This window comes from Enterobacter cloacae complex sp. P17RS (assembly GCF_014895885.1).
Taxonomy (GTDB): domain Bacteria; phylum Pseudomonadota; class Gammaproteobacteria; order Enterobacterales; family Enterobacteriaceae; genus Enterobacter; species Enterobacter bugandensis.
The window spans coordinates 13,993-32,685 of the sequence record NZ_JADBQK010000021.1; the positions used below are offsets into that span (position 1 = coordinate 13,993).

Consider the following 18,693-nt stretch of genomic DNA (forward strand, 5'->3'; position numbering starts at 1 on the left):
TTCCTGTATTAGTCAAACTCCAGTTCCACCTGCTCCGAACCAATGAGGCCACGGAGATCGTTCAGTAAACGATCGCTCGGAGAGACACGCCACGTTGCACCAAAGCGCAACCGCGCACGTGCATCCGCCCTCTGATAGTAGAGATGTACTGGAATGGTCCCCGAGCGGTGGGGTTCCAGAGACTGACGGAGTCGGTTTAAAAGCTGGTCATCAATTTGCCTGTCCGTCAGCGAGATAGCAAGCCCGCGAGCATATTTTTCCCGGGCTTCGTCAATGTCCATCACTTCGCGGGCGGTCATTTTAAGCCCCCCGCTGAAGTCATCAAAGCTGACCTGTCCGCTGACGATAAGTATGCGGTCTTTTTCCAGCAATTGCTGGTATTTATCCAGCGCGTCGGTGAACAGCATCACCTCCAGACGCCCGGAACGGTCATCTAACGTACAGATGCCGATACGATTGCCGCGCTTGGTGACCATTACCCTTGCAGCAATCACGAGCCCCGCAGCCGTGGTGATTTTACCACGTTCTGTCGGATGCATGTCTTTGAGCCTGTGGCCGCCGACATAGCGCTCAATTTCTTTAAGATACTGGTTGATCGGGTGCCCCGTCAGGTACAGACCTAACGTTTCCCGCTCTCCATCCAGCACCACCTGTTCTGGCCACGGCTGGCAGTTGGAATAGGACTGCTCGATCTGCTCTGGCTCTTCCGCCAGCACGCCGAACATATCCGCCTGGCCAATGGCTTCCGCTTTCGCATGCTGATCGGCAGCTTTAAGCGCATCGCCGAGCGAGTTCATCAGCGCGGCACGGTGTGGCCCCAACCTGTCAAACGCGCCGGACATGATCAGTTTTTCCAGCACGCGGCGGTTCAGTTTTTTGGTATCGGTACGGGCGCACAGATCGAACAGCTCACGGAAGTAGCCACCATTATTACGCGCTTCGATGATCGCCTCGATCGGCCCCTCACCCACGCCTTTGATCGCGCCGATCCCGTAGACGATCTCCCCGTCATCGTTAACGTGGAAATGGTACAGACCCGAGTTAATATCCGGCGGCAGGATCTTCAGCCCCATGCGCCAGCACTCGTCCACCAGGCCAACCACCTTCTCAGTGTTGTCCATATCGGCGGTCATTACTGCCGCCATAAACTCAGCGGGATAGTGGGCCTTGAGCCACAGCGTTTGATAAGAAACCAAAGCATAGGCGGCGGAGTGAGATTTGTTAAATCCGTACCCGGCGAATTTCTCCACCAGGTCGAAGATTTTCATCGCCAGTTCGCCATCGACGCCGTTTTTCTTCGCCCCATCTTCAAAGATGGAGCGCTGCTTGGCCATCTCTTCCGGCTTTTTCTTACCCATCGCACGACGCAGCATGTCCGCGCCGCCAAGGGTATAGCCGGAAAGCACCTGGGCGATCTGCATGACCTGTTCCTGATACAGGATGATGCCGTAGGTCGGCTCCAGCACCGGTTTCAGGCTTTCATGCTGCCACTGCACGTCCGGGTAGGAAATCTCTTCGCGCCCATGTTTACGGTCGATAAAGTTATCCACCATCCCTGACTGCAGCGGGCCCGGACGGAACAGGGCCACCAGCGCGATCATATCTTCGAAGCAGTCGGGCTGCAGGCGTTTAATCAGATCTTTCATGCCGCGGGATTCAAGCTGGAAGACGGCTGTCGTCTCCGAGCGCTGCAGCATGTCGAAACTTTTCTTGTCATCCAGCGGGATGGCCGCGATATCCAGCGGCGGCTCGCCGTTCTTCTCGCGGCGGGCGTTTATCATCTCCAGCGCCCAGTTGATGATGGTCAGCGTGCGCAGGCCGAGGAAGTCGAACTTCACCAGCCCGGCGTATTCCACGTCGTTTTTATCGAACTGGGTGACCGGGTGCTGGCCCGCTTCGTCGCAGTAGAGCGGCGCAAAGTCGGTGATTTTGGTCGGGGCGATAACCACGCCCCCCGCATGCTTACCGGCGTTACGCGTCACGCCTTCCAGCTTGCGCGCCATGTCGATCAGCGCTTTTACCTCTTCATCAGCTTCGTAGATTTCCGGCAGCTGAGGTTCGGCTTCAAAGGCTTTTGCCAGCGTCATGCCCGGATCGGGCGGCACCAGCTTTGAAATACGATCGACAAAACCGTACGGGTGGCCCAGCACGCGGCCCACGTCGCGGATAACCGCTTTCGCCGCCATGGTACCGAAGGTAATGATCTGCGAAACCGCGTCACGACCGTACATATCGGCCACGTGCTCAATCACCTGGTCGCGTTTTTCCATGCAGAAGTCGACGTCGAAGTCGGGCATGGAGACACGTTCCGGGTTAAGGAAACGTTCGAACAGCAGGTCAAATTCCAGCGGATCGAGGTCGGTAATTTTCAGCGCATACGCCACCAGTGAGCCCGCACCCGAGCCACGGCCCGGACCTACCGGCACGCCGTTATCCTTCGACCACTGGATAAACTCCATTACAATCAGGAAGTAGCCCGGGAAGCCCATCTGGTTAATCACCTGGAGTTCAATATCCAGGCGTTCGTCATACTCCGGACGACGTTTTTTACGCTCTTCTTCATCCGGGAACAGGAATTCGAGACGCTCTTCCAGACCTTCTTTCGATTTCATGACCAGGAAATCTTCCGTGGTCATGTCCCCGGTCGGGAACTGCGGCAGGAAGTATTCGCCGAGGCGCACGGTCACGTTACAGCGCTTGGCAATCTCTACGCTGTTTTCCAGCGCTTCCGGAATGTCGGAGAAGAGCTCGCACATCTCCTCTTCGCTGCGCATGTACTGCTGCGATGAGTAGTTCCGCGGACGCTTTGGATCGTCGAGGGTGAAGCCATCGTGGATAGCGACGCGAATTTCATGCGCGTCAAAATCGCCGGACTCCAGGAAACGCACGTCATTCGTTGCCACCACGGGCAAGCCGCGCTCTTCTGCCAGCGCGACAGCAGCGTGCAGATAGTTCTCTTCATCCTGGCGGCCGGTGCGAATCAGCTCCAGATAGTAACGATTCGGGAAGTACTCTTCATAGAACGAGACGCACTGATCCACCAGCGCGCTGTTACCGCGCAGCAGGGATTTACCGACATCGCCCATGCGGCCGCCGGAGATCAGCAGCAGCCCTTCATTCAGCTCAGCCAGCCATTCCCTGTCAATCCACGGACCCAGCGCCCCATAACCGCGCTGATAGGCTTTTGAGATAAGCAGAGTGAGGTTTTGGTAACCCGTATTGTTCATGGCCAACACGGAGATTTGCGTCAGTTCATCGCCGATGAGATCGCTCTGCACATGAAAATCCGCACCGACGATAGGCTTCATCCCCGCGCCATGCGCCGTCCCGTAGAACTTAACCAGGCCGCACAGGTTGGTAAAATCGGTGATCGCCAGCGCAGGCATGCCAAGCGAGGCCGCCTTTTTTACCAGCGGCCCGGTCTTTGCCAGCCCATCGATCATGGAGTAGTCGCTATGCACCCGCAGGTGTACGAAACGTGGTTCAGCCATCTTCAGATCCCGCGTTACTTAATTGCTTGCGTCTTGATTCAGGACACCAGTCCCAGCGCGCGCTTCACCGGGCCAAAGCTGCGCCGATGATGTTCAGTTGCGCCATGTTCAGCCAGCTTTTCCAGATGGAAAGCCGTTGGATATCCCTTATGCTGGGCGAAACCATACGCGGGATAAGTGAGGTCCAGCGCGGCCATTTCGGCGTCGCGCGTCACTTTGGCAATAATAGAAGCTGCACTGATCTCTGCGACGCGACTGTCGCCTTTAACGACGGCCATCGAAGGCATCGGCAGCGCCGGGCAACGGTTACCGTCGATCAGCACATATTCAGGCACAACCTTCAGGCCAGCAACGGCTCGCTGCATTGCCAGCATCGTGGCGTGCAGAATATTCAGATCGTCGATTTCATTCGGCTCTGCGCGCCCGACGCTCCAGGCCAGCGCCTTCTCTTTAATTTCATCGAACAGCGCCAGACGGCGCTTCTCACTGAGTTTTTTTGAGTCGTTCAGACCCATAATCGGGCGCGTTGGATCGAGGATCACCGCCGCGGTCACCACGGCACCGACCAACGGGCCGCGCCCGACTTCATCCACTCCGGCAACGAGGTGCGTGTGGGGATAAGTAAATTCCATCATTTTGCTAACTCCAGCACTGCATCAGCCGCCTGCTCATCAGCATTACAGCGGATCTGCTGATGCAGTTCACGGAAAGTATCGTGCATCTGGTGGCTGGTCTTGCCGTTGGCCAGCAGCGGCAGCAGGGCATCCGCAAGCGCCTGCGGCTGGCACTCATCCTGCAACAGCTCTTTAACCAGTTCGCGCCCGGCAAGCAGGTTTGGCAGGGAGACATAATCCGTTTTCACCAGACGTTTTGCCAGCCAGAAGGTAAACGGCTTCATGCGATAACCGACCACCATCGGGCATTTCGCCAGCATACACTCCAGCGCTGCCGTGCCGGAAGCCAGCAGTGCGGCATCGCTTGCATACATGGCTTCCCGCCCTTTCCCGTCGAGAAGACGAACGTGAAGATCCGGGGCAACGTCTGCTTTGATGCGCTCAAACTGCTCGCGGCGTTTGGCATTCACCAGCGGCACAACCACTTCAAGATCGGGATAGGTCTGGCGAAGAATCTGCGCGGTCTTCAGGAAATCAGCGCTCAGCATCTCGACCTCTGCGCCACGGCTGCCCGGCAGCAGCGCCAGACAGTGCACATCATGCGGGATACCCAGCACGTCTCGCGCCGCGTTTTTATCCGGATCCAGCGGCATCGCATCCGCCATGGTATGACCGATAAAACGGCACGGAACATTAAATCTGTCGTAAAACGCTTTTTCGAAAGGCAGGAAAGCCAGCACCAGATGGGTGGACCGTCCGATTTTGAAAACGCGTTTCTGTCGCCACGCCCACACGGACGGACTGACATAGTGAATGGTTTTGATGCCCTGCTTTTTCAGATTACCTTCGAGGGTAATGTTGAAATCAGGTGCATCGATACCGACAAACACATCGGGTTTGAGTTCGGTAAAGCGGCGGGTGAGATCGGCACGAATATGCAGCAGGCGTCGCAGGCGCCCCAGCACCTCGACGATGCCCATCACGGCCAGCTCTTCCATTTCATACCAGGCTTCACAGCCTTCGGCCTGCATCAGCGGGCCAGCCACGCCAACAAAGCGAGCATTGGGTACGCGCGCCTTAAGCGCCCGGATGAGACCTGCACCAAGAATATCGCCGGAGGTTTCTCCGGCGACCAGGGCTATCGTAAGCGGACGACTGTCGACCATTAACGAATCAGACCCCTCGTGGAACGGTCAAAGAACTCCATGAACGCGTTCACTTCAGGATGCTTATTCGCCAGCTCGGCAATTTCCGGCTTCGCCTCTTCCAGCGTTTTACCGCTACGGTACAGCAGTTTGTACGCGTTGCGGATAGCAGTAATCGCTTCGCGGCTAAAGCCACGACGCTTGAGGCCTTCGATGTTCACGCCAAACGGCGTGGCATGGTTGCCCTGCGCAATCACATACGGCGGGACGTCCTGCGCCACACCGGAGCATCCGCCGACCATCACGTGTGCACCAATGATGCAGAACTGATGGACTGCGGTCATGCCGCCAATAATTGCGAAGTCATCAACCGATACGTGTCCTGCCAGCGTTGCGTTGTTGGCAAGAATACAGCGATCGCCCACGGCACAGTCGTGCGCAATGTGCGCATTCACCATGAACAGGTTGTCGCTGCCCACCTTCGTCAACCCACCACCCTGCACTGTTCCACGATGAATGGTGACGCTTTCGCGAATACGGTTACGATCGCCAATTTCCAGACGGGTCGACTCACCAGCATATTTCAGATCCTGGTTAACTTCGCCGATGGAAGCGAACTGATAGATCTCGTTATTGCAGCCAACGGTCGTGTGACCATTCACGACAACGTGAGATTTCAGTACTGTACCCTCACCAATTTCGACATGGGGTCCAACAATACAGAACGGGCCAATGTGGACGTTTGCGCCAATAATGGCACCGGTTTCCACAATAGCGGTAGGATGAATAAAGGCGGATTTATCAATCACGTATCAGGACTCCCGGCTACGAGCACACATCATCGTCGCTTCGCAAACAACTTTGCCGTCAACCAGCGCTACGCCTTTGAAGCGAGTCAGGCCACGACGCGTTTTTTCAAAAGTGACTTCCATGATCATCTGATCACCAGGCACGACAGGACGCTTGAAGCGTGCTTCATCAATACCTGCGAAGTAATACAGTTCACCCGGCTCCAGCTTACCGACGCTTTTAAACGCCAGAATACCGGTAGCCTGAGCCATCGCTTCCAGAATCAACACACCCGGGAAGATAGGCTTACCCGGGAAGTGTCCCTGGAAGAACGGCTCGTTCACGGAAACATTTTTCACTGCGCGCAGAAAACGACCTTCTTCAAAATCCAGCACACGGTCTACCAGCAAAAACGGGTAGCGGTGCGGCAGAAGTTCTAAAATCTCTTCAATATGCAGAGTATGAGTGTCAGTAGTCAAAATACTCTTCCTGTCAAAATGTACTGATAACAATAATAACACGGCCTGCCGGTTTATTAGAAAGCCGACAGGCCGGGAAAGATAGCGTTAAACGGGTGACGTTTAGTCTTGTTGATCGATCTTACGCTCAAGAGACTTGAGTCGCTTGCTCATATCATCAATGTTCATCACCAGAGCTGCTGTTTTACGCCATACCTTGTTGGGTTGCAGCGGAATACCGGAGGAATAGACGCCAGGTTCAGTGATAGGACGCATTACCATGCCCATGCCCGTCACCGTCACCTTGTCGCATATTTCCATATGGCCATTAATCACGCTCGCGCCGCCAATCATGCAGTAACGACCAATTTTCAGGCTGCCCGCCATGATGACACCCCCCGCAACCGCGGTATTGTCGCCAATCACAACGTTATGCGCAATCTGGCACTGGTTATCGATGATAACACCATTGCCAATGATCGTGTCGTCGAGTGCACCACGATCGATCGTGGTACAGGCCCCGATCTCCACGCGATCGCCAATAATAACGCGACCAAGCTGCGGGATCTTAACCCAGTTACCGCGATCGTTCGCGTAACCAAAGCCATCAGAACCAATCACGGTACTGGACTGGACGAGGCAATTTTCGCCGATTTCAACTTCATGATAAACGGACACATTGGCCCATAAACGGGTGCCAGCGCCGATTTTCGTATTTTTCCCAACGAAGCATCCAGGGCCAATGACGACGTTATCGCCCAGCTCAACGCCAGATTCAATAACCGCATTCGCGCCAACGGCCACGTTGTTACCCAGCTTAGCCGTCGGATCAATCGCTGCACTGGCAGCAATGTTCTGCGCCGGCTGCGGCGTGGTATCAAGAATTTGAGCCATGCGTGCATACGTCAGGTAGGGATTTTTCACTACCAGCGCGCTTCCAGTGGCAAAAGGAAGATCGTCCTGCGTCAGAACAACAGCTGACGCCTGGCATTGAGCCAGTTGTTCACGGTACTTAGGGCTTACCATGAAGGTAATCGTGCCAGCTTTAGCAGATTGCATGGACGCAACAGCGGTGATGACGATATCGCCATCACCGTGTAATTCTGCATCCAACTGCTGAGCTAAATCAGCCAGTCGAATTGAAGGCATTACTTATTTAACCTGTTTCAGAACATCAGCGGTGATGTCTTTAACATCGCTGCTGTTGAAAGCAACGGCGTTCGCATCAACAACCAGATCGATGCTCTGATCGGCAGCAACTGCTTTAACAGCAGTCTGAATGCGAGTCACCAGCTTGCCACGCTCTTCGTTAGAACGACGCTGACGATCCTGCTCGAAAGCCTGCGCTTTCTGGGAGAAGGTCTGGCGCTGAGCCATAACGTCTTTTTCCAGTTTGCTGCGATCGCTTGCTTTCATGGTAGAACCATCACGCTGCAGACGCTGCATTTTGGACTGAAGATCGCCTTCCATACGCTGCAGCTCGCTCGCACGGCCTTTGAATTCGTTTTCCAGAGTCGCAGAAACACCTGTTTTCTGAGCGACCTGCTGGAACAAATTACCCATGTTGACGATTGCGATTTTGTCTGCTGCCTGAGCAGAAGTTGCCATCGCTAAACCGAGACCTGCAGCTAATAACCACTTTTTCACAATTAACTCCTTACCATCCCATTGGCACCAGAAGGTACCGTTCTTTGCGTGGCAAGGCGACCGTTTTACCGATCGCCGGTTGTCAGCGCTACACAGCCAACGCATTCCATTGCAGCGGATTATTACCAGGTTTTACCAATGTTAAACTGGAATTGCTCCGCTTTGTCTCCATCGTATTTCTTAAACGGCTGGGCGTAGGAGAAGACCAACGGCCCCAGCGGTGACATCCATTGTAATGCGATACCGGCAGACATGCGAATATTGCCCGGATCGCTGTAGTCTGGAACGCCAGCCAGACGCATCTGCTCAGTATTCTCCCAGTTGGTATCCCACACCGTACCCGCGTCTAAGAAGAAGGACGTACGTACGGAGTTCGCGTATTTATCACTGATAAATGGCGTTGGGGTGATGAACTCCAGGCTGGCCACGGCCATAGCGTTACCGCCTACCGCATCATCAGATCCACAGACGTTTTTGTTACCCGAGCCATCAGTAGCTGGCTTATCACAATTATCTTTATCGTTCCCGCCGTAATAAACCGCTTTCGGACCAATGTTGTTAGACTGGAAGCCACGCACGGTGCTTGAACCACCCGCGTAGAAGTTCTCATAGAACGGCAACTCTTTACTGCCGATACCGTCACCATAGCCCCAACGGGTACGACCCAGCACCACCCACTTGTGATCGTCATCGATCGGGAAGTAGGACGCGGTATCCAGCGTCACCTTGTAGAACTCGTTATCGGAACCAGGAATGGTCACCTTACCGTTCAGGTTGACGCGAGAGCCTTCCGTTGGGAAGAAACCGCGGTCAAGACGGTTGTAGGTCCAGCCATAGTTGAAGGTGAAGTCATCTGCAGCAAAACCGTTGTCATCGCTGGAGGTACTCGCCGACTGGCCGATGGAATCCAGATAACGCCACATCGCCACCTGCGGCTGCATGTTGGACAGGTCGTTATGCACGTAACCTAAGCCCGCTCGCAGGGTGTTGTATTCGTTAACCGGGAAGCCAAGCGTTCCGTCCACACCGTAACTTTTGTTGGTGTAGGAAGACAGATCTGCATCATCCGCTTTAAAGTCGTTATAGAAGATACGACCGCCCAGACTCACACCGTCAACGGTGAAGTATGGGTTGGTAACGGAGAACTCAGAGTAGGTCTGGTAGTCGTTTTTGGTACCGTTAATACCAACAGAGTAACCCGTACCCAGCCAGTTATCCTGCTGGACGCCTACCTGGAAACTCACGCCGCTTTCCGTGCCGTAGCCCACGCCGAAGTTAAAGCTACCGGTGTTACGCTCTTTCACTTTATAAACGACATCAACCTGATCCGGGCTGCCCGGTACACGCTGAGTTTCAGTATCTACGGTTTCAAAATAGCCCAGACGGTTCAGACGCTCTTTACCCTGGTCGACCAGGTCGCTGCCCAGCCACGCCCCTTCCATCTGACGCATTTCACGACGCAGAACGGAGTCTTTAGAGGTGTCATTACCGACGAAGCGGATCTTACGCACGTAGAAACGGTTACCCGCATCAACGTTAACGTGCAGCTTAACGGTTTTATCCGCATCGTTGATTTCCGGCTGAGTTTGTACGCGCGGATAGGCATAACCATAGCGGCCGAGCAGCTTCTTAATGCTGTCTTCCATTTTGGTGACTTTGGATCCGCTGTACAGATCGCCCGGCTGAATTTTGGTCAGCGATTCGATCTCAGCAGAATGCCCCGCCAGGTTACCACTCACTTCAACACCAGAAAGCTTGTACTGATCGCCTTCAGTAATGTTAACCGTAATGTAGATACCTTTCTTGTCCGGAGTCAGACTGACCTGAGTCGAGTCGATGTTGAAGCGGGCATAACCGCGATCCAGATAGTAGCTGCGCAGGGTTTCAAGGTCGCCCGCCAGCTTCTGTTTCTGGTATTTACGATCGCCAACCACGTTCCACCACGGCACTTCATCGCGCAGCTGGAAGGTCGAGATCAGTTCGTCGGTGCTGAACGCGTGGTTACCCACGATGTTGATCTGCTGGATCTTCGCAGAAACACCTTCCTGGAAGACCAGCTTCAGGTCAACACGGTTACGCGGGAGCGGAGTGACAACCGCTTTCACGCTGGCGCTGTATTTACCGACGCTGTAGTAGAAGTCTTCCAGACCTTTTTCAATGTCTGAAAGGGTTGTGCGGTCCAGAGATTCACCCACACGAACACCCGATGCTTCAAGGTTTTGCTTGAGCATGTCATCTTTCACCGACTTGTTGCCGGAGAAAGTGATACTGGCGATCGTTGGACGTTCTTTTACCTGTACCAGCAGCGTATCACCATCGCGCAGGACGCGGACGTCCTCGAAGTTGCCGGTGGCAAACAGAGCACGGATGGTGTTACTGATATCTTCATCATTAACCGTATCGCCGGGGCGCACAGGCATACTGAGGAGGGCCGCACCAACGGCGACACGCTGAAGGCCTTCGAAATGAATATCTTTCACTACGAACCCGTCAGCACCGTATACGGTGGCGCTGCTAAACAGCAGCGACGCTATGAGCAACTTTTTCATCGCCATCGTTATTATGCGTTCTTCCTAACTAACTCTCTTACAACCGAGAGAAATCATTGAAAAGTGCAAGCCCCATTAACAGCACCAGCAAAATCGAGCCAATGCGATAACTAAAGTCTTGAACTCGCTCGGATACCGGCCCGCCTTTTAGCTTTTCAATCGCTAAAAACAGCAGATGACCCCCGTCTAAAACGGGAAGCGGGAACAGGTTGATAATCCCAAGGTTCACGCTAATAAGCGCGAGGAACATGAGATAGTAAATCACCCCGAACTCCGCTGACATCCCAGCCCCCTGAGCAATCGAGATTGGCCCACTGAGGTTGTTCAGTTTCACATCACCGGTTATCAATTTCCCCAACATGTTGACCGTCAGCTTCATCAGTTGCCATGTTTTATCCGTGGCTTCAAGAATGGCGCTGAACGGCCCATACTGGCGTATTGTCTTGTACTCATCTGGCAGCGGGATCACTTTTGGCACAACGCCTGCAAACCCTTCTGCCTTTTTGCCGACCGACTTCGTATCCGGGATCAGCGTCAGCGAAAGCGGACTGCCTTGCCTTTCAACTTCCAGCGCGAGGGACGTCCCCGGATTATCGCGCACCAGAGTAACAAAGGTCATCCACTCTGTTAATGGTTGACCATCGACTTTAACGATCCTGTCGCCAGCTTGCAAACCCGCTTTGCTCGCCGCCGAATTTGCTTGTACTTCGGCTAATACCGGCTCAATCTGCGCGCCGCGGGGACGAATGCCCAGCGCAGCGACGGGATCCTCTTTGTCTGGCTCGAAACGCCAGTGGCGTAAATCCAGTACTTTGTCCTGACGCGCGTCTGACCCAAACGGCGATACGCTGATAGTTGTCTGCGGATCGCCAATTTTGGCTACCAGCTGCAGTCGCACGGCATCCCAATCAGGGGTTTCGATGCCATCAATCGCTTTAAGTTCCATCCCGGAGGTAATTTGCGCACTCGCCGCGATGGAGTCAGGGGCAATATCCCCCACTACCGGACGCACGCCAGGGACGCCGATGATAAACACCAGCCAGTAAGCGAAAATCGCAAAGATGAAGTTGGCTACCGGTCCGGCAGCGATGATAGCGGCGCGTTGTCCAACGGTTTTGTTGTTAAACGCACTGTGTCGCAGTTCGGGAGCGACAGGCTCAACACGTTCGTCGAGCATTTTGACGTAGCCGCCAAGCGGGATAAGGGCGATGACAAATTCCGTGCCGTGACGGTCGGTGCGCGTCCAGAGTGATTTGCCAAAACCAATGGAGAATCGCTCTACCCGCACACCACAACGGCGAGCAACCCAGAAATGGCCAAATTCATGCACGGTAATCAGTACACCCAGTGCAACAATGAACGCCGCCAGATTCCAGAGAATGCTCAGCATAAAACCTTCCGTTAAATCGTCCCGAATACCAGTAAAAGCAGGCAAGCAAATACTGGAACAGCCGCTGTCAGGCTGTCAATGCGATCCAGTATACCGCCATGCCCTGGAATAAGATGTCCGCTGTCCTTAATCCCTGCTTCACGCTTAAACATACTTTCGGTTAAATCACCGAGCACTGAGGCAAGTGCAGCAAAAATCGAGCACACCAGCAGTATTGACGGTGCCACGGCCAGATCTGCCCAGATGCCATAGCCCCAGGAGATGATCGCTGCCGTAAACAAGCCGCCGATGAAGCCTTGCCAGGTTTTCCCCGGCGAAACTTTTGGTGCCAGCTTATGTTTGCCAAACAGTTTACCAAACATATAGGCCCCGGAGTCAGCCCCCCAGACGAGAATCATCACATAAAGCAGCCAGATCGCACCGCTGTAGTGGTTTTCGTCATAGTGCCAGGCGCGCAGCGCGACCATGCCCCAGAAAAACGGAACAATGGTGAGCAAACCAAAAATCAGTCGCAGCACTTTTGAATGACGCCAGATTGCGGCCGAGCCTGGATAAAAAAGCACCAGTAATAGCGCAACAACCCACCAGGCCAACGACATCCACAAGGAGCCGGCAACCAGCGGTTGATGAATATCATGGTGATATTCAGGCAACGTAAACAGCATTATGGCCAGGATAAAGCCACAGAGTACCGCAAGCCATACTCGCTGGCTGCGCGAGGTAAAGCCGCTAAACTGTCCCCATTCCCACGCGGCAAGCATGCACACTACCAGCGTGACAATGGCGAATCCCACCGGGGGCAGTAAAAACAGCGCCGCAATGACAATGGGTATTAAAACAAAAGCGGAAATCAGGCGATACTTCAGCAAAAGCTACCCCCATCAGGCTTTGTCGCCACCTGGCTCGGTGCCGCCGAAACGACGCTCTCGATTGGCAAAGGCATGCAGCGCACCTTCAAAGTCTTGTTCATCAAAATCGGGCCAGAGAACATCTGTAAAGTAAAGTTCAGCATAGGCAATTTGCCATATCAGAAAGTTACTTATGCGATGTTCCCCCCCTGTCCTAATTACCAAATCCACAGGTGCCAGTTCATTCATGCAGATTTGCTTGCTCAGCGCCTCTTCATCAATCTGGTCGGGTCTCAACAGCCCTTCCTGAACCTGTTCGGCCAGATGCCGAACGCCCTGGATAATATCCCAGCGTCCACCGTAATTCGCCGCAACGTTGAGCGTCAGACCGGTATTATTTTCCGTCAGCGCTTCTGCTTTACGAATCCGCTCCTGCAAACGTGAGTTAAAACGACTGGTATCGCCAATGATGCGCAGGCGAACGTTGTGGCGGTGCAGGCTTTTTACTTCGCTGTCTAGCGCCCACACGAACAATTCCATCAACGCAGTCACTTCCTGCGGAGGTCGATTCCAGTTTTCACTGCTAAAAGCATAGAGCGTTAACGCATCAATGCCGTTATTGGCGGCAAAAGAGACGGCGCGGCGAACAGATTTCGCTCCCGCTTTATGCCCAAAGGCTCGTATTTTCCCTTGTCTTTTCGCCCAGCGCCCGTTGCCATCCATAATGATTGCTACATGACGGCAGCCATGAGCTGGCAAGTTTTCGCTTATTGGTTGATTCGCAGACAACATAACGCGTTTTTTGTCCCTGAAAGGATTTAACGGTACTCAGGAATACTTAAGCCTGTACATAAAAAAGCCGTGTCAAACCACGGCTTACCTGACCACATAAAGTCAAATTCCTGCGATCAGGTGGCGCAGACTATATCACTGAAGCCCAACGCTAACAAATAGCACGACCACTAGTGCTTGCTTTATCACCAGCTTGCGAGACGTGTCACCTGTTTACGCGCAATATCACGAGCAGCTGTATCCACCGCCAGTACCTCTTCCACGCTTTGTGGCTCGCGCAAATCCATCATTTCCAGTACCGATAAATTTAAGGTCGCGATATCGGTAAAACGGATCTGCTGATTCAGAAATGCGTCAACGGTAATTTCATTGGCTGCATTCAGTGCCGTCGTCGCCGCCTGCCCCTGGTCAAAGGCGTTCATTGCAAGCTTCAGACAAGGATAACGATCGTAGTCTGGTTCACTGAACGTCAGAGAACTGAGCTTACAGAAATCAAGCGGCTTCACGCCGGATTTCACCCGGTTCGGCCATGCCATTGAATGGGCAATAGGCGTACGCATATCCGGCTCGCCGAGCTGTGCCAGCACGCTGCCATCCTGATAGCGCACCATCGAGTGAATCACCGACTGCGGGTGGATCAGTACTTCCATCTGTTTCGCCGACGCATTAAACAGCCAGCGCGCTTCAATGTATTCCAGACCTTTGTTCATCATGGTGGCAGAATCCACGGAGATTTTACGCCCCATTGACCAGTTCGGATGACGGCACGCCTGATCCGGCGTCATTGCGCGCAGTTCAGACAGTGGCGTTTCACGGAACGGGCCACCAGACCCGGTAAGCAGAATCGACACAACGCCATTCTGCTCCAGGTCAGCGTACCCCAGGTTCTGTTGAAAAGGTTGCGGTAAACTCTGAAAAATGGCGTTATGCTCGCTGTCGACCGGTAAAAGACGCGCCCCGCGCTGTTTTACCGCGTCCATGAACAGACGTCCGCAGGTCACCAGCGACTCTTTATTGGCGAGCAAAACATCTTTACCGGCATCGATCGCAGCAAGTGTCGGCAGCAGCCCGGCTGCGCCGACAATGGCCGCCATAACCTGGTCAACCTCATCCAGCGCCGCCATCTCGCAGGCCGCCTGCTGGCCACTCAGCACCTCGGTTCGGCTGCCCTTCTCACACAGTTGGGCTTTTAGCAGGCGCGCGCTCTCTTCGTCATCCATCACCGCATAGCGGGGCATAAACTCCAGGCACTGCTCGACCATACGCTGCACATTCTTACCGGCCACCAGCGCTGTCACGGTGTAAAGTTCAGGATTATGGCGGACGACGTCGAGAGTACTGCAACCAATGGAACCGGTTGAGCCGAGGAGTGTTAAATGCTTCATGAGATGCCCGAAAAAAGTTAGACCAGATAAAAGCAAAACGCCGCCAGCAAGACCCGAAGTCCCTCTGAACGGCGTTTATCAGTGTACGACAGAAATCAGAACTGCATCAGTTCCGCTTCTTTTTCTGCCAGCGCCGCATCAATTTTCTTGATGGCAGCGTCGGTCATTTTCTGAATGTCGTCCTGAGAACGACGATCGTCATCTTCGCTGATCTCTTTTTCTTTCAGCAGTGCTTTCACTTTATCGTTCGCATCGCGACGCACGTTACGCACGGAAACACGACCCTGCTCAGCTTCACCGCGAACCACTTTGATGAGATCTTTACGACGCTCTTCCGTCAGCGGAGGCAGCGGAACGCGGATGTCAGCACCCGCTGAGCTTGGATTCAGACCCAGGTCAGAAGCCATGATCGCTTTCTCAACGGCCGGGCTCATAGAGCGATCGAAGACGTTGATTTTCAGCGTACGGGTATCTTCAACCGTCACGCTCGCGAGCTGACGCAGAGGGGTTGGCGTACCGTAGTATTCTACGATGATGCCATCCAGCAGGCTTGGGGAAGCACGGCCAGTACGGATTTTGCTGATTTGGTTTTTGAACGCTTCTACGCATTTGTCCATGCGTACTTCAGCATCTTTTCTGATGTCGTTAATCACGTTACGAATCCTTGAAAACTTGTCTCAGGCAGACTATCCGCCAGCACAGCGCTACAGGTGTGCTAAGTATAGTCGCGTTTAATTCATGACAACGCCAAAGGCGCGTCCAGGTAAGATACCACTACAAAGTAAAGCGGAATCTTACCTGTATTTATCGTCGACGGAAATTATTCCGTGATCAAAGTGCCTTCTTTTTCGCCCATGACCACGCGACGCAGTGCGCCAGGCTTGTTCATGTTGAAGACACGGATCGGCAGTTTGTGGTCGCGAGCCAGCGTGAAGGCGGCAAGATCCATCACTTTCAGCTCTTTATCCAGCACTTCGCTGTAGCTCAGCTGATCGTACATGGTCGCAGAAGGATCTTTTGCCGGGTCGGCAGTAAACACGCCGTCTACTTTTGTCGCTTTCAGCACCACGTCGGCTTCAATTTCGATACCGCGCAGGCAGGCAGCGGAATCGGTGGTAAAGAACGGGTTACCCGTACCGGCGGAGAGGATCACCACGCGGTTGTTGCGCAGCAGGCTGATGGCCTCTGCCCAGCTGTAATTATCGCATACGCCATTCAGGGGAATCGCGGACATCAGGCGGGCATTCACGTAGGCGCGATGGAGCGCATCACGCATTGCCAGGCCATTCATCACGGTTGCCAGCATACCCATGTGGTCGCCCACAACGCGGTTCATCCCCGCTTTCGCCAGACCAGCACCACGGAAAAGGTTGCCACCGCCAATGACCACGCCAACCTGGATACCCAGTTCGACCAGTTCTTTGATTTCCTGTGCCATGCGATCAAGGATGCTTGCGTCAATACCGAAGCCTTCCGATCCCTGCAGCGCTTCGCCACTCAGCTTAAGCAGAATGCGTTTGTACACGGGTTTTGCATTGGTAGCCATGTTTCTTTCCTGAGACTGTCAACGATTAAGATGGGAGTTAATTCTGGCGACATAATATGCCGCAAATCAGCACGGCGATACTGGAGCCTGTCTGATTTCCTGTGACGGGTGACAAAAAGAAGCCGCCCTCAGGCGGCTCCTTTTCAATCATTAAGACTGCTTGGACATTGCAGCAACTTCTGCTGCGAAGTCAGTCTCAACTTTCTCGATGCCTTCGCCCACTTCGAAGCGGATGAAGCCAGTTACGTCAGCATTGTGCTCTTTCAGCAGCTGAGCAACAGACTTGCTTGGATCCATAACGAAAGGCTGGCCAGTCAGAGAAACTTCGCCGGTGAATTTCTTCATGCGGCCTTCAACCATTTTCTCTGCGATTTCTTTTGGCTTACCAGACTGCATCGCGATGTCCAGCTGAACCTGGTACTCTTTTTCTACCACTTCAGCAGACACGTCTTCTGGCTTAACGAATTCTGGTTTGCTTGCAGCGATGTGCATTGCCAGCTGTTTAACCAGCTCTTCGTCAGCGCCTTTAGCCGCAACCAGAACACCGATACGTGCGCCGTGCTGGTAAGAACCCAGTACTTCGCCTTCCAGGGAAGATACGCGACGGATGTTGATGTTCTCACCGATTTTAGCAACCAGCGCAACACGTTCTTCTTCGAACTGTGCTTTCAGAACTTCAACGTCAGTGATTTTGCCAGCAACCGCTGCGTCCAGAACTTTGTTCGCAAATGCCTGGAAACCGCCATCTTTAGCAACGAAGTCAGTCTGGCAGTTAACTTCCAGAATGATGCCGTAGGTGCCGTCGATTTTAGTGATGATCACGCCGTCAGCAGCAACGTTGCCTGCTTTCTTAGCTGCTTTGATCGCACCGGATTTACGCATGTTTTCGATTGCCAGCTCGATGTCGCCGTTCGCTTCAGTCAGCGCTTTTTTGCAATCCATCATGCCTGCGCCAGTACGCTCGCGCAGCTCTTTTACCAGGGATGCGGTAATTTCAGCCATTCTTAAATCCTCGGGAGATGTGAACTGCCCGGCCGGAGGCCAAACAGTGTAAATTGAAAAAAGGGGCCGATAATGGGCCCCTATTCATACACGGTACTAATAAGGGGTAAAACCTTATTATTCAGCTTCTACGAAGCTTTCTTCCGCCTGAGAAGCCAGATCCTGGGAACGGCCTTCACGAACGGTAGCAGCTACAGCGCTCAGGTACAGGCTAACAGCACGGATTGCGTCGTCGTTACCCGGGATAACGAAGTCAACACCGTCCGGATCGGAGTTGGTATCAACGATAGCGAATACCGGGATACCCAGGTTGTTAGCTTCTTTGATAGCGATGTGCTCGTGGTCTGCATCGATTACGAACAGCGCGTCTGGCAGGCCGCCCATATCTTTGATACCGCCCAGGCTGTTTTCCAGCTTGTCCAGTTCACGAGTGCGCATCAGCGCTTCTTTCTTAGTCAGCTTGTCGAAAGTACCGTCCTGAGACTGGGTTTCCAGATCTTTCAGGCGCTTGATGGACTGACGAACAGTTTTCCAGTTGGTCAGCATGCCGCCCAACCAGCGATGGTTCACGAAGAACTGGTCGCAGCTGTTAGCAGCATCTTTCACAGCTTCGCTTGCAGCGCGCTTAGTACCAACGAACAGAATCTTACCTTTACGGGAAGAGATCTTGTTCAGCTCAGCCAGGGCTTCGTTGAACATTGGTACAGTTTTCTCAAGGTTGATGATGTGAACTTTGTTACGCGCGCCGAAGATGAAAGGCTTCATTTTCGGGTTCCAGTAACGGGTCTGGTGACCAAAGTGAACACCAGCCTTGAGCATGTCGCGCATGGAAACAGTTGCCATGTTTTAAAACCTCTATATTGAAAGTTGGGGTTATGCCTCCACGTATCCCATATTACCGACCCCGAAGGGCACCCCGGAATATGTGCCGATACGTGTGTGTTGTTACACAAAGTGAGATTTGTCGCTTCCGTCCAGCCTGTGTATCTGAGATGGATCGGAAGTCCGGCGCGCTTTATACCACAAAACACGACCAG

Annotated in this window: 16 protein-coding genes; all 16 read right to left on the bottom strand. The window is 53.6% G+C overall.

Translation table 11 applies throughout. The features are described from left to right. Positions 1–8: 8 nt before the first annotated feature. Positions 9–3,491 carry a DNA polymerase III subunit alpha gene (dnaE, locus tag IM265_RS15760; RefSeq protein WP_041911187.1) on the bottom strand — a complete coding sequence of 1,161 codons (3,483 nt, stop codon included), beginning with the start codon at positions 3,489–3,491 and terminating at the stop codon, positions 9–11. 38 nt (positions 3,492–3,529) lie between these two features. Continuing rightward, positions 3,530–4,126: a ribonuclease HII gene (gene rnhB / locus IM265_RS15765; RefSeq protein ID WP_028015588.1), complete on the bottom strand. Its 597-nt coding sequence runs from the start codon at positions 4,124–4,126 to the stop codon at positions 3,530–3,532. After that, positions 4,123–5,271 carry a lipid-A-disaccharide synthase gene (lpxB, locus tag IM265_RS15770; protein ID WP_193030280.1) on the bottom strand — a complete coding sequence of 383 codons (1,149 nt, stop codon included), beginning with the start codon at positions 5,269–5,271 and terminating at the stop codon, positions 4,123–4,125. Before lpxB ends, rnhB begins: the two co-directional genes overlap by 4 nt. Continuing rightward, entirely contained in the window at positions 5,271–6,059 is a 789-nt protein-coding gene (gene lpxA / locus IM265_RS15775; RefSeq protein WP_193030278.1) for an acyl-ACP--UDP-N-acetylglucosamine O-acyltransferase, read from the bottom strand. Before lpxA ends, lpxB begins: the two co-directional genes overlap by 1 nt. A gap of 3 nt (positions 6,060–6,062) precedes the next feature. Beyond that, the gene (fabZ, locus tag IM265_RS15780; RefSeq protein WP_010426706.1) at positions 6,063–6,518 is read right to left on the bottom strand and encodes a 3-hydroxyacyl-ACP dehydratase FabZ; all 456 of its coding nucleotides are present in this window, start codon (positions 6,516–6,518) and stop codon (positions 6,063–6,065) included. A 102-nt stretch (positions 6,519–6,620) separates the two neighbouring features. Next, the gene (gene lpxD, locus IM265_RS15785) at positions 6,621–7,646 is read right to left on the bottom strand and encodes a UDP-3-O-(3-hydroxymyristoyl)glucosamine N-acyltransferase (protein WP_041911190.1); all 1,026 of its coding nucleotides are present in this window, start codon (positions 7,644–7,646) and stop codon (positions 6,621–6,623) included. Between the two features lie 3 nt (positions 7,647–7,649). After that, on the bottom strand, positions 7,650–8,144 hold the full coding sequence (skp, locus tag IM265_RS15790) for a molecular chaperone Skp (protein WP_014882635.1): 495 nt from the start codon (positions 8,142–8,144) through the stop codon (positions 7,650–7,652). A gap of 122 nt (positions 8,145–8,266) precedes the next feature. Beyond that, positions 8,267–10,699 carry an outer membrane protein assembly factor BamA gene (gene bamA / locus IM265_RS15795; RefSeq protein ID WP_059357901.1) on the bottom strand — a complete coding sequence of 811 codons (2,433 nt, stop codon included), beginning with the start codon at positions 10,697–10,699 and terminating at the stop codon, positions 8,267–8,269. 31 nt (positions 10,700–10,730) lie between these two features. Then, a complete protein-coding gene (gene rseP, locus IM265_RS15800) occupies positions 10,731–12,083 on the bottom strand; it encodes a sigma E protease regulator RseP (RefSeq protein ID WP_041911192.1) in 1,353 nt (450 codons plus the stop codon). An 11-nt stretch (positions 12,084–12,094) separates the two neighbouring features. Then, the gene (gene cdsA, locus IM265_RS15805; protein WP_126345467.1) at positions 12,095–12,952 is read right to left on the bottom strand and encodes a phosphatidate cytidylyltransferase; all 858 of its coding nucleotides are present in this window, start codon (positions 12,950–12,952) and stop codon (positions 12,095–12,097) included. A gap of 12 nt (positions 12,953–12,964) precedes the next feature. Continuing rightward, the gene (gene ispU, locus IM265_RS15810) at positions 12,965–13,723 is read right to left on the bottom strand and encodes a (2E,6E)-farnesyl-diphosphate-specific ditrans,polycis-undecaprenyl-diphosphate synthase (protein ID WP_028015581.1); all 759 of its coding nucleotides are present in this window, start codon (positions 13,721–13,723) and stop codon (positions 12,965–12,967) included. A gap of 185 nt (positions 13,724–13,908) precedes the next feature. After that, positions 13,909–15,108 (bottom strand): 1-deoxy-D-xylulose-5-phosphate reductoisomerase, encoded by a 1,200-nt coding sequence (gene ispC / locus IM265_RS15815; RefSeq protein ID WP_193030276.1) that lies wholly within the window; start codon positions 15,106–15,108, stop codon positions 13,909–13,911. Positions 15,109–15,203: 95 nt separating this feature from the next. After that, positions 15,204–15,761 carry a ribosome recycling factor gene (gene frr, locus IM265_RS15820; RefSeq protein ID WP_003856180.1) on the bottom strand — a complete coding sequence of 186 codons (558 nt, stop codon included), beginning with the start codon at positions 15,759–15,761 and terminating at the stop codon, positions 15,204–15,206. A gap of 167 nt (positions 15,762–15,928) precedes the next feature. Beyond that, positions 15,929–16,654, bottom strand: a complete 726-nt coding sequence (gene pyrH / locus IM265_RS15825) for a UMP kinase (protein ID WP_008501910.1) — start codon at positions 16,652–16,654, stop codon at positions 15,929–15,931. Between the two features lie 150 nt (positions 16,655–16,804). Next, on the bottom strand, positions 16,805–17,656 hold the full coding sequence (gene tsf, locus IM265_RS15830; RefSeq protein WP_028015579.1) for a translation elongation factor Ts: 852 nt from the start codon (positions 17,654–17,656) through the stop codon (positions 16,805–16,807). A gap of 117 nt (positions 17,657–17,773) precedes the next feature. Beyond that, on the bottom strand, positions 17,774–18,499 hold the full coding sequence (rpsB, locus tag IM265_RS15835) for a 30S ribosomal protein S2 (RefSeq protein ID WP_003856207.1): 726 nt from the start codon (positions 18,497–18,499) through the stop codon (positions 17,774–17,776). Between the last annotated feature and the right edge of the window lie 194 nt (positions 18,500–18,693).

Bases quoted from the DNA above. Each gene is read 5' to 3' on its own strand.
- ispU (WP_028015581.1), bottom strand. From the start codon at position 13,723: ATGTTGTCTGCGAATCAACCAATAAGCGAAAACTTGCCAGCTCATGGC.
- rnhB (WP_028015588.1), bottom strand. From the start codon at position 4,126: ATGATGGAATTTACTTATCCCCACACGCACCTCGTTGCCGGAGTGGAT.
- rseP (WP_041911192.1), bottom strand. From the start codon at position 12,083: ATGCTGAGCATTCTCTGGAATCTGGCGGCGTTCATTGTTGCACTGGGT.
- bamA (WP_059357901.1), bottom strand. From the start codon at position 10,699: ATGGCGATGAAAAAGTTGCTCATAGCGTCGCTGCTGTTTAGCAGCGCC.
- tsf (WP_028015579.1), bottom strand. From the start codon at position 17,656: ATGGCTGAAATTACCGCATCCCTGGTAAAAGAGCTGCGCGAGCGTACT.
- lpxD (WP_041911190.1), bottom strand. From the start codon at position 7,646: ATGCCTTCAATTCGACTGGCTGATTTAGCTCAGCAGTTGGATGCAGAA.
- lpxB (WP_193030280.1), bottom strand. From the start codon at position 5,271: ATGGTCGACAGTCGTCCGCTTACGATAGCCCTGGTCGCCGGAGAAACC.
- rpsB (WP_003856207.1), bottom strand. From the start codon at position 18,499: ATGGCAACTGTTTCCATGCGCGACATGCTCAAGGCTGGTGTTCACTTT.
- ispC (WP_193030276.1), bottom strand. From the start codon at position 15,108: ATGAAGCATTTAACACTCCTCGGCTCAACCGGTTCCATTGGTTGCAGT.
- pyrH (WP_008501910.1), bottom strand. From the start codon at position 16,654: ATGGCTACCAATGCAAAACCCGTGTACAAACGCATTCTGCTTAAGCTG.
- dnaE (WP_041911187.1), bottom strand. From the start codon at position 3,491: ATGGCTGAACCACGTTTCGTACACCTGCGGGTGCATAGCGACTACTCC.